At 68.1% G+C, this 11,843-nt stretch carries 8 protein-coding genes and 1 riboswitch; of the genes, 7 read left to right on the top strand and 1 reads right to left on the bottom strand.

Annotated features, from left to right (window positions below; genetic code table 11):
* Nucleotides 1-14: 14 nt before the first annotated feature.
* Nucleotides 15-419, bottom strand: coding sequence for a hypothetical protein (locus NWF24_RS19515; RefSeq protein ID WP_258349964.1), 405 nt, complete (start codon nt 417-419; stop codon nt 15-17).
* Nucleotides 420-582: 163 nt separating this feature from the next.
* Here NWF24_RS19515 and NWF24_RS19510 point away from each other — a divergent pair, with 163 nt between their 5' ends.
* The 7 genes from NWF24_RS19510 to NWF24_RS19480 all read left to right on the top strand — a co-directional run bounded on the left by NWF24_RS19510 (nt 583) and on the right by NWF24_RS19480 (nt 11,830).
* Entirely contained in the window at nt 583-804 is a 222-nt protein-coding gene (locus NWF24_RS19510) for a hypothetical protein (protein ID WP_258349963.1), read from the top strand.
* Between the two features lie 90 nt (nt 805-894).
* Nucleotides 895-1,192: riboswitch (cobalamin riboswitch) on the top strand.
* 132 nt (nt 1,193-1,324) lie between these two features.
* Nucleotides 1,325-3,508 (top strand): TonB-dependent receptor, encoded by a 2,184-nt coding sequence (locus tag NWF24_RS19505; RefSeq protein WP_258349962.1) that lies wholly within the window; start codon nt 1,325-1,327, stop codon nt 3,506-3,508.
* A gap of 11 nt (nt 3,509-3,519) precedes the next feature.
* Complete coding sequence (locus tag NWF24_RS19500) at nt 3,520-5,052, top strand: PepSY domain-containing protein (RefSeq protein ID WP_258349961.1); 1,533 nt, start codon at nt 3,520-3,522, stop codon at nt 5,050-5,052.
* A gap of 46 nt (nt 5,053-5,098) precedes the next feature.
* A complete protein-coding gene (locus NWF24_RS19495) occupies nt 5,099-5,776 on the top strand; it encodes an energy-coupling factor ABC transporter permease (RefSeq protein WP_258349960.1) in 678 nt (225 codons plus the stop codon).
* Between the two features lie 82 nt (nt 5,777-5,858).
* Entirely contained in the window at nt 5,859-6,926 is a 1,068-nt protein-coding gene (gene cobW, locus NWF24_RS19490) for a cobalamin biosynthesis protein CobW (protein WP_093176521.1), read from the top strand.
* Nucleotides 6,927-6,950: 24 nt separating this feature from the next.
* A complete protein-coding gene (gene cobN / locus NWF24_RS19485) occupies nt 6,951-10,769 on the top strand; it encodes a cobaltochelatase subunit CobN (protein WP_258349959.1) in 3,819 nt (1,272 codons plus the stop codon).
* Nucleotides 10,766-11,830, top strand: coding sequence for an ATP-binding protein (locus tag NWF24_RS19480; protein WP_258349958.1), 1,065 nt, complete (start codon nt 10,766-10,768; stop codon nt 11,828-11,830). The genes cobN and NWF24_RS19480 overlap by 4 nt, the downstream gene beginning before the upstream one ends.
* Nucleotides 11,831-11,843 lie beyond the last annotated feature (13 nt).

The raw sequence follows: 11,843 nt of genomic DNA, 5'->3' as shown, positions 1-11,843 counted from the left end.
CCTTCCTCTTCTTCTCAGAGGTCTTCGATGACCAGCGTGCGGTAGCGCTGTGCGATGGAATAGGGCACGGTGCGCACCAGCTCCATCAGGCGTTCGGCGGCCGCGCCGTCTCTTGTCCTCACCAGCAGGCCCGTGTGGCCGTCGCGCGCCAACTCGGTATAGGCGCGTACCGTCGCAGCATCGGTGCCGGCGGAGGGCAGGGGGTTGTCGGATGTCTTCGCGGTCGGGGTGATTTCGGCCAGCACCGTTTGCGCGGGCAGCAGATAGACCTCGTCGCCACTCATGCCTTTTTCGATCAGGCGGTGGCCGATGCGGTCGGCGTCTTCCGCATTCGGAAACATCACCATCGAATAGCCGGTCGGATAAAAGGCTCCGCCGATGCTCGATCGCATGCCCGGTTCAAGAGTGAAATGCTTCATGCTGCCTCCTGTTCTTGGAAAGGCTTCTGAAAGGTCCCTGACTACAACATTAGGTCGCACCAAGGCTGGGCTCTGTAGGAGAAGCCCGAAAGCGCTGTCAACCGCACGCGTACTCCGCTCATTCAAAAAAGAACCGACAACCCTGTCGGCCACTCTCACCTCCATGTCCTCATCCAGAAATATCGCGCTCACCGTCCATGAACTGGAGGCGGGCGAGTTCTATTGGGTGCTGATGGAGGCGGTCGACGACACGCCTGGCGAAACCTCCCACGTCTACATGCCGCTGGAGGCCGCCCACGATCCCTATGCCACCTATTCGAACGCGCTGGTGGCGGGCGTGGCCGTGATGCGGAGGCTGTTCGGACCCGACGGAAGGCCTGCCTGAGGCCCATCAGAGGCCCATCCGAGGCCTTCGGCGGAAGGCCTCTCCCTATAATCCCGCCGTTCTGGTGTGTTAATTCTTATTAATCGCGCCAGGCAATACGGTTCGAAGGTGCCCCGTACGCCATCTCATGGCCACGGGGTTAAACGGGAAGCAGGTGCGCCGCGTCGTTCATTCTTGATCGATTGACGCTGCAACTCCTGCGCTGCCCCCGCAACGGTCAGCGGATCTGGAAACCCTCACGCTCATGCCCCCTCGACGGCATGGGCAGCCACTGCGCTTCGGCGTGGGAAGGCGAGGGTTTCGGCCGCGGTGTGCATCCATTCATTGATTGACTGGCACGCCGCGGCGCTCCGCAAGCCCGGATACCGGCCTTCGCAACCGCCTTCGGACGCTGCGGGAGTGCGGGTCCGGGCCTGCCACCGCTTCGCGCTCGCGCGTACCGTTGCAGTCCCTTCGCCTCTTCCGCTGCGTCCTTTATCGGTCAGGAGCCTGCGGGGACGCAGGTCGGAGGAGAAGTCACATGGGTCATGCATCGCCAGCGCGCGATCGCACGGGCGCGCCGCTGCGTTGGGCACGCCTTTCGGGTCTTTCACTGGGTCTGGGGCTGGTTTTCGGGCCTTCCGCGGTCTTCGCGCAGTTGTCGGGTGAAACAGCCAGCAGCAGCCAGACCCTCAAGCCGGTGCAGGTCGAGGCCGAGCGGCATACCCCGTTGGCCATCGACGAGCCCTCGCACACCGGCAGCCGCCTGGGCCTCACGCCGCTGGAAACGCCGGCCAGCATCGAAGTGCTGACGGGCGACACCATCCGCGCACGCGGCGACGTCTCGGTGGTCGATGCCGCCACCCGCGCCACCGGCATCACCGGCACGCCCGGCCCCGGTAATGGCGGCACCGCGATGGTGGCGCGCGGTTTTTCGGGCCACGGCTCGGTGATGCAGCTCTTCGACGGCACGCGCCTCTACGCGGGCGCAGGCACCGTCACATTCCCGTTCGACACCTGGTCGGTCGACCGCATCGAAGTGCTGCGCGGCGCGGCCTCGGTGATGTACGGCGAGGGCGCCATCGGCGGCGCCATCAACGTGGTGCCCAAGAAGCCCACGCGCGGCCCGATCCAGAACGAGGCGCTGGTCACGATGGGCTCCGACGCCACCCGCCAGGTGGCCTTTGGCAGCGGCGGGGCGATCAACGACAAGCTCTCTTACCGCTTCGACATCAGCCACCGTCAGACCGACGGCTTCATGCAGCGCGGGCAGGCCGAGAGCCTGGCCGTGGGCGCGGCCGTGCGGCTCGACGTGTCGCCGCAGCTGCAGTTCACGCTGTCGCACGACGAGGGCCGGCAGTCGCCGCAGCGCTACTTCGGCGTGCCGCTGATCGATGGCCGCCTGAGCAGCCAGACGCTGCGCCAGAACTACAACGTCGACGATTCGGAAATCAAGTACCGCGACAAGTGGACCCGGCTCGACGCCCAATGGACGCCCAACGATGCCGTTACCGTGCGCAACCAGCTCTACCGGCTGGAGAGCAAGCGCCACTGGCGCGACAGCGAGACCTACACCTACAACGCCACCACGCGCCGCGTGACGCGCGGCGACTACCTGGAGATTGGCCACGACCAGGAGCAGATCGGCAACCGCACCGACGCCACCTTCAAGCACAGCCTGTTCGGCCTGGCCAACCAGGTGCTGGTGGGCTTCGACGCGAACCACATCAACTTCCAGCACAGCAACGATTCGCCCTATGGCGGGCGCTCGGTGGTCGACCCCTTCGTCTTCAACCCCGGCTACTACGTCTCGCCCGTGGCCTACACGCCGCGCTACCGGACCAAGACCGACACCTACGCCTTTTTCACCGAAGACAAGCTGGCCTTCAACGAGCAGTGGTCGGTGGTGGGCAGCCTGCGCTGGGACCATGCCAAGGTGGTGCGCACCGACCTGCAGAACGCGGCCAACAACCTCGGCAAGACCTTCGAGTACGCCACCGGCCGCCTCGGCGTGGTGTACGCGCCCGATGCGTCGCAGTCGTTCTACGCACAGGTGGCGCGCGCGGCCGACCCGCTGACCTCGCTCATCACCACTTCGGCCACGCAGGTGCCGTTCGAGCTCAGCACCGGCCGGCAGGTCGAGGTCGGCTACAAGCGCCAGCTGGCCGACAACCGCGGTGCCTGGACCGTAGCCGCCTACCGCATCGAGAAGACCAAGCTGCTCTCGCGCGACACGACCGATCCGACCATCACCCAGCAGATCGGCAAGCAGTCGTCCGAAGGCATCGAGGCCACGCTCGACCTGGCGCTGACTTCGACGCTGCGGCTCGAAGCCAACGTGGCCAAGCTGCGCGCGCGCTACGACGACTTCAACGAAGTCGTCAGCGGGCGCCTGGTCTCGCGTGCGGGCAACACGCCCACAGGCGTGCCCGAAGAGGCTGCGAACCTCTGGCTCAACTGGCGCTTCCTGCCGCAGTGGGAGGCCGATTTCGGCGTGCGCTACGTCGGGCCGCGCCAGGTCGACTCGGCCAATTCGCGCAAGATCGGCTCCTACACGGTGGCCGACGCGGGCGTGAGCTGGCAGGCCAGCCCGTCGCTCAAGCTTGCGCTGCGTGCCTACAACCTGGCCGACCGCCGCTATGCGGTGTCGTTCTCGAACGGCGGCAACCAGTGGCTGCTGGGCCGTCCGCGTTCGTTCGAGCTTTCGGCTCTGGTCAACTTCTGAGCGACGTTCTCATGACTTCCGCATGGCGCCGCGCCTGGCCGGGCATCCGGCACTGGCTCTACTGGACGCACCGGTGGCTGGGCATTGGCGGCTGCCTGCTGTTCGTCATGTGGTTCGTCTCGGGCGTCGTGATGATGTACGTGGGGTATCCCAACCTCACGGACGAAGAGCGGCTCGCAGGTCTGGCGCCGCTGCGCTTCGAGCAGGCTGCGGTGTCGCCAACCGCTGCACTTGATGCGCTGCCACAGGCCGACCGCGCACAACCGCCGCGGCGCATGGTGCTGGAGATGCAGGGCGGCATCAACGCCGAGCCCGTGTGGCGCATCGTCGATGCGAGCGGCGGCCGGCACACGGTCTCGGCGCGCGATGGCCATGTGCCCGGCCCGGTCGATGCAGCGCAAGCCGAAGCCATCGCGCGGGCTTTTTCGGGCCATGTGAGTGCGCACTGGGCCGAGACGCTGGAGCGCGACCAGTGGACCGTGCCGCAGGGCCTGAACCCGCTGCGCCCGTTGCACCGCATCGAGGTCGGCGACGCGGCCGGCACCGAGCTGTACGTGTCGCAGCGCAACGGCGAAGTGGTGCGCGACACCACGCGCTCGGAGCGCTTCTGGAACTGGCTGGGCTCCGTGCCGCACTGGATCTACTTCACACCGTTGCGCGCCGATCCGCCGCTGTGGCACGACGTGGTGGTGTGGCTATCGGCGGCATGCATCGTCTCGGCCGTGACGGGCATCGTCATCGGCATCCTGCGGGTGCGCCTGCGGCGCAGGTTTCGCAATGGCGCGGTCACGCCGTACAGCGGGTGGATGGCGTGGCACCACATCGCGGGGCTGATCGGCGGCTTCTTCGTGCTGACGTGGATCATCAGCGGCTGGCTGTCGATGAACCCCAATGGCTGGTTCCAGCGCGGGCCGGGCGATGCGGTGGCGATGGCGCGCTACACGGGTGCCGACACCTCGCCGTTCCCCTGGCCGCCAGCGGTGCTGCCGTCAGGCGAGGGCGACGCCGCACCGCGCGAGGCCGTGCTGCTGTGGTTCGACGGCAAGCCGCTGCTGCAGTTGCGCGACTCGAAGGCGCACGTGCGGGTGGTCGATGCGGCCACCGGCGGCCCCGCCGTCATCGGCAAGGACGACATCCTGCGCGCCGCCGCCCGCCTGCGGCCCGGCGCCATCACCCAGGCCACGCTGCAGACCCGCGAAGACTTCCACTGGTATGGCCACCACCGCGAGCGCATCGTGCCCGTGTGGCGGCTGCAGTTCGACGACCCCGCGCGCAGCTGGATCTACATCGACCCGGCCAGCGGCCAGGTTGCCGGCAGCAACGACAGCAACTCGCGGCTGCGCCGCTGGCTCTTCAACGCGGCGCACAGCCTCGACTTTCCCTGGCTCATCCAGTACCGGCCGGCCTGGGATCTCGTGGTGTGGCTGCTTTCCATCGTCGGCGCCGTGGCCTCGGCCAGCGGCGTCGTGATCGGCTGGCGACGGCTGCGGCGCAAGCCCCGGCCGTCGGCCGTATCGAAGGGGCTTGCGCAAGCAGGCCCATGAACCAACAATCAACTTTCGCACTGCGGTGCATTTCAGGAGGTGCTCGATGCACATCGAACCAGGTCTCGTCGACGGATCCAAGATCTTCCTCAGCTACGCCACGGCGGCAGCTGCTCTCGCCTACACAGGCAAGGTGGCCTTCGATACGGCTGTGAAGGACGGCCTTGCCGCCCTGGCGCTGCGCTCGGTCATTGCCATTGCGCTGGTGTTCTGCTTCTTCGAAGTGTTGCCGCATCACCCGGTGGGCGTGTCCGAGGTGCACCTGATTCTGGGCACGACCCTGCTGCTGGTGTTCGGGTTGGCGCCTGCGGCCATCGGCCTGGCGGGCGGATTGCTCATCCAGGGCCTGTTCTTCGAACCGCAGGATGTGCCGCAGTACGGCATGAACGTCACCACCTTGCTGGTGCCCCTGTTCGCGACTGTCGCGCTGGCACGACGGATCATTCCCCAGAACCTGGCCTACGTGGACATCAGCTACCAGCAGGCATTCAAGCTTTCGGTGGCCTACCAGGGCGGCATCGTTGTCTGGGTCGGTTTCTGGGCGCTCTACGGACGCGGCACCGGGCTCGAGAACCTGAGCCAGATCGCCAGCTTCGGCGCTGCCTACATGACCGTCGTGCTTGTCGAGCCGCTGGTCGACCTGGGCGTGTTGGCCGCCGCAAAGGCCTGGCGTCGTCTGCAGGGCACGGCCTTCGTGGAGCGCCGCCTGTACAGCGCCGTCTGATTCAACCAATGCATCGCCGCGCTCACGAGGTGCTGCCTCGGGGAGCGGCACGGGCGCTTGCGCGCCTGAAAGAACATCTTCCATGACACAAGCAAGCAACGCCAAGATTCCCGTCACCATCGTCACGGGCTTCCTCGGCAGCGGCAAGACCACGCTGCTGCGCCACATCCTCGGCAATGCCGAGGGCCGCCGCATCGCGGTGATCGTCAACGAGTTCGGCGAGCTCGGCATCGACGGCGAGATTCTTCGCGGCTGCGGCATCGGTTGCGACGACGAGGGCAACGAGCGCGAAGGCGCACTCTACGAACTGGCCAACGGCTGCGTCTGTTGCACCGTGCAGGAAGAGTTCCTGCCCGTGATGCTGCAACTGGCCGAGCGCCGCGGCGACATCGATGCCGTGATCATCGAAACCTCGGGTCTCGCATTGCCCAAGCCGCTGGTGCAGGCCTTCCAGTGGCCGGACATCGCCAACATCTTCACCGTGGACTCGGTGGTCACGGTGGTAGACGGCCCGGCCGCCGCCTCGGGCCAGTTCGCCGAGAACCCCGAGGCTGTCGACGAAGCGCGCCGCGCTGACCCCAACCTCGACCACGAATCGCCGCTGCACGAGCTGTTCGAAGACCAGCTCTCGGCCGCCGACCTCGTGGTGCTCAACAAGACCGACCTGATGGACGACGCCGCGCGCGCCAAGGTCGAGGCGCTGGTGCGCGAAGAGCTGCCGCCCGAAGTCAAGATCGTCGCTGCCACCGAAGGCAGGCTGCCGCTCGCGCTGCTGTTGGGCCAGGGGCGTGCCGCCGAGGCCACCATCCACCTGCGCGAAAGCCATCACGACCACGAGGAAGACCACGACCACGACGAGTTCGACTCACTCGTGATCGAGCTGCCGCCCGTGGACCGTGACGGCCTGCTCGCCGTGCTGGGCAAGCTGGTCGAGCAGCACACCATCTACCGCGTGAAGGGCTTCGTCGCCATTCCGGGCAAGCCGATGCGGCTCCTGGTGCAGGGCGTGGGCCGCCGCTTCGACCACCATTTCGACCGCCGCTGGCGCGATGGCGAGGCGCAGCGCACGCGGCTCGTGTTCATCGGTGAAGACCTCGACGAGGCAGTGCTGCGCAAGGCGCTGGAAGAGGTGAGCGCGGTCGCAGCCTGATTCGCCGCCTGATGGCCTGAACGCATGCACCTGCTGAGCACCCAGCCCGGTCGCTTCGTCGAAGACGACAGCGTCGTTACCCGTCTCGACCAGACGCCGGGCGACATCGTGGTGCTCAGCTCGGCCGACACCACGCTCGCGCTGCTCGCTGCGGGGCGCACGGCGCTGGCGGCCACAGACCCCGGCTACCCGTCGTTGCGGCTGGCCAACCTGATGCACCTGCGCCAGCCGGCCTCGCTCGACTTGTACATCGACGAAGTGCTGCAGCATGCGCGCGTGGTGGTGGTCGATCACCTAGGCGCGGAATCGGCCTGGGCCTACGGCCTGCAGCAGCTCGAAAAGCTCGCGAAGCGCAAGGGCCAGCAGCTCGCCATGTTCTCCGGCGACCTGCAGGAAGATGAAGACCTGCTCGCGCGCAGCACGGCGCCGCGTGCGGTGAGCCGTCGGCTCTGGCAGTACATGCGCAGCGGCGGGGCGGGCAATGCGATGCAGTTTTTGCGCGCGGTGGCTTTCCACGGGCTGGGCCATGGCGAGGCGCCGCTGCCGCCGCGCAGCCTGCCGCAGGTTGCGTTGCATGTGCCGCGCGGTATTGACGCGGCGCACACCGTGGCCGGCATCGATGACCTGCGTGCCGGGTGGCATGCGGGCGCGCCGGTGGTGGCGCTGGTGTTCTATCGCTCGCATCTGCTCTCGGGCAACACGGTGGCGTTCGATGCGCTCGCCGCCGCATTGAGCGCGCAGGGGCTCAACCCGCTGCCGGTCGCGCTCGATTCGCTGAAAGACCCGCTGTGCCTGTCCACGCTGCGCGAGTTGTGCGCCGAGCATGACGTGCAGCTTGTGCTCAACACCACGGCCTTCGCGGCACTGGGGCAGGGCGCGCAGAACGAAGAGGGCGAAGGCATCGCGCTGGCCGGCGACGCACCGGTGTTGCAGGTGATCGTGAGCGGCGGCAACCGCGAGGACTGGCTGGCCGACAGCCAGGGCCTGCGCCCGCGCGACATCGCCATGCAGATCGCGCTGCCCGAGATGGACGGCCGCATCATCACGCGTGCCGTGAGCTTCAAGGGCCTGTCGCATCGCTGCGAACTCACGCAGACCGAGGTGGTGAACTACCAGCCCGAGCCCGACCGCATCGCCTTCGTGGCCGAGCTGGCGCGCCGCTGGTGCCGGCTGCGCAGCCTGCGCGCCGGTGAGAAGCGCATCGCGCTGATCCTTGCGAACTACCCGGGCAGCGAAGGACGCATCGGCAGCGGCGTGGGGCTGGACACACCGGCCTCGGTGATGGCGATCTTGCGTGCGATGGCGGCCGAGGGCTATGCGCTGGGCGAACCTAGCGCGATGCCCGCCGATGGCGATGCGCTGATGCGCAAGCTGCAGGAAGGCATCGCGAACGATCCCGCGCAATGGGCCGCGCGGCCGGCGTGGCAGAGCTACGGGCTGGCCGAGTACCGCGCATGCCTGGCGAAGCTGCCCGACGGCATGGCGGCGGCCATCGACGCGCGCTGGGGCCCACCCGAACAAGACCCGATGGTGCGAAACAGCCGCTTCATGATCGCCGGCCTGCGGCTGGGCCGCGTGTTCGTCGGCATCCAGCCTGCGCGTGCACTGGGCACGCTGGGTGCGGCCGACTACGCGAGCTATCACGACGCGGAGCTGGTGCCGCCGCACAGCTATCTCGCTTTCTATTTCTGGCTGCGCGAGGCTTTCGCCATCGATGCGGTGGTGCATGTGGGCAAGCACGGCAACCTCGAATGGCTGCCGGGCAAGAGCATCGCGCTGTCGCAGACTTGCTGGCCCGACGCCATCCTCGGGCCGCTGCCCAACGTGTACCCCTTCATCGTCAACGATCCGGGCGAGGGCGCGCAGGCCAAGCGGCGCACGCAGGCGGTCATCGTCGACCACCTGATGCCGCCACTCACGCGCGCCGAGAACCATGGGCCGATGCAGGACCTGGAGCGGCAGGTCGACGAGTACTACGACGCACTGCTGGTCGACGCTCGCCGCGCAAAGGTGCTGCGCGCGCAGATCCTCGCGGCGGTGCGCGCGCAGCATCTGGTCGAGGAGCTGGGCATGCCGGGCGCGGAAGACGATGCGGTGCTCGCGCGCGTGGATGCCTACCTGTGCGAGCTGAAGGAAACGCAGATCCGCGACGGGCTGCATGTGTTCGGCGCCTCGCCCAGCGAGCGGCTGCGGCGCGACACGCTGCTGGCGCTGGCGCGCTATCCGGCTGCCGATGGCGCGGGTGCGAATGCCGGGCTGCTCGGCGCGCTGTCGCAAGACCTGCTGCTGGCCGATGCCTTCGACCCGCTCGACATCGACGCGGCCCGGCCATGGCAGGGCGCGCGTCCTGCGCTGCTGCAATCGGTGAGCGCCGAAGCATGGCGGCATCAGGGCGACACGCGCGAGCGGCTGGAACTGCTGGCGCAGCGCCTGCTGGAAGAGGGCGCATGCCCACCCGAACTGCCGAAGACCGCCGCTGTGATGGGCCGCATCGCGCAAAGCCTGGCGCCCGCACTCGATGCCTGCGGCGCGCAAGAGTTGCTGCAACTCTCCCGCGCCCTGCAAGGCCGCTTCGTGCCGCCGGGCCCGAGCGGTTCGCCTTCGCGCGGCCGGCCCGACGTGTTGCCTACCGGCCGCAACTTCTACGCGGTCGATACGCGCGCCATCCCAACACCCACCGCGTGGATGCTCGGCCTCAAGTCGGCCGCGCAGTTGGTCGAGCGGCACATGCAGGAGCACGGCGACTATCCGGTGGCCATGGGCCTGTCGGTTTGGGGCACGGCCACCATGCGTACCGGCGGCGACGATCTGGCGCAGGCCTTCGCGCTCATCGGCGTGCGGCCCAAGTGGGCGCCGGGCAGCCAGCGCGTGGTCGATTTCGAGGTGCTGCCCACGGTCGGCCTCGGCCGTCCGCGCATCGACGTGACGCTGCGCATCTCGGGCTTCTTCCGCGACGCCTTTCCCAACGCCGTGCAGATGTTCGATGCGGCCGTGCAGGCCGTCGCCGCGCAGGAAGACGAAGACGCCGAGCGCAACCCGATTCGCGCGCGCATCCTCCGCGAGGCGGCCGCGCTGGAAGCGCAGGGCGCTTCGCCGGAGGACGCGCGCACGCAGGCCGGCTGGCGCGTGTTTGGCTCCGCGCCCGGCAGCTACGGATCTGGCCTGCAGCCCTTGTTCGACCACGGCGACTGGCAGACCGACGACGACCTGTCGAAGGCCTATGTCGGAGGCAGCGCTCACGCCTACGGCCAGGGCAGCGACGGCGTGCCCGCCACCGATGCGTTGGTGCGCCGCCTGCGCGCCATGAACGTCGTCATGCAGAACCAGGACAGCCGCGAGCACGACCTGCTCGACTCCAACGATTACTACCAGTTCCAGGGCGGGATGGTCGCTGCCGTGCGCCACCTGAGCGGCCGGCAGCCCGCCATGTACCACGGCGACCACGGCAACCCGCAGGCGCCGCGTGTGCGCACGCTGAAGGAAGAAATCAGCCGCGTCATCCGCTCGCGCGTGGTCAACCCCAAATGGATCGACGGCGTGAAGCGCCACGGCTACAAGGGCGCCTTCGAGATGGCCGCGACGGTCGATTACCTCTTCGGTTTCGACGCCACAGCGCGCGTGGTCGGCGACCACCAGTACGCGATGGTGGCCGACGCCTACGTGCTCGACGAAGCCACGCGTGACTTCGTGAGTGAACACAATCCGCGCGCGCTGCACGACATGCTCAGCCGTTTGCTCGAAGCCATGCAGCGCGGCCTGTGGCAGTCGCCCGGCGACTACAAGAACCAATTGGAAAACCTGTTGCTCGACCACGAGCAGCAGATGGAAGGAAGCCTGCGATGACCACTGCCGCCCCGATGCCGGTGCCTTTTCCCTTTGCCGCGATAGCGGGCCAGCCGCATCTGCGCCAGGCGCTGCTGCTGGCCGCTGTCGATCCCGGCTTGGGCGGTGTGCTGATCGAAGGGCCGCGCGGCACGGCCAAGACCACGGCCGCGCGTGCGCTGGCCGAGCTGCTGCCGGGTGCTCCCTTCGTCACGCTGCCGCTGGGTGCGAGCCTCGAAAGCCTCGTCGGCACGCTGGACCTCGGGCAGGCGCTCGCCGGCCACGAGCTCAAGTTCGCGCCCGGCCTGCTGGCGCGCGCGCATGGTGGCGTGCTGTACGTGGACGAAATCAACCTGCTGCCCGACGCGCTGATTGACTCGCTGCTCGATGCAGCGGCCAGCGGCGTCAACGTGGTGGAGCGCGATGGCATCTCGCACCGGCACGCGGCGCGCTTCGTGCTGGTCGGCACCATGAACCCGGAAGAGGGCACGCTGCGCCCGCAACTGCTCGACCGCTTCGGCCTGTGCGTGCAATTGCGCAACATCGGGGACGCGGCAGAGCGGCAGGCCATCGTGCGTGCGCGGCTGGCCTTCGATGCCGATCCGCAGGGCTTTCGTGCGAAGCACGCGCAGGAAGAGGCCGAGCTGGCGGCTGCGCTGATCCGCGCGCGGGTGCTCGTGGCAGATGCAGCGGCGCTGCCGTATGGCGATGCGGTGCACGAGGCGGTCGGTGCGCTGTGCATCGCATCCGGCGTCGATGGCTTGCGAGCCGATCTCGTGATGCTGCGCTCGGCCCGGGCTCTTGCAGCGTGGGAGGGCGCAGCCGCCATCACCACCGACCACGTGCAGCGCGTGGCCGAGGCCGTGCTGCTGCATCGGCGCAAGCCTGAGGCCGAGGCTGCAGCGCCGGCCCCCCCACCCCGAGCCGCAAAGCTCGACGGGAGCAGTAACGGCAAAGATGAAGCGAACAGCGCAGGCGACGAAGACTGGGGCGCCATGCCGCCAGAACCCGTCGGCATCGAGCGCGTGAAGCCGCTGCGCCCGTTGATCGACCGCACGCAGGCCGCCTCAAAAAAAGTCTGAGCCTCCGGGACGC

Origin of the sequence: Variovorax paradoxus (genome assembly GCF_024734665.1) — a bacterium.
Lineage (GTDB): Bacteria > Pseudomonadota > Gammaproteobacteria > Burkholderiales > Burkholderiaceae_C > Variovorax.
Note: the sequence above shows the minus strand (reverse complement) of the source record. Positions and strands in the feature narration are given on the sequence as shown.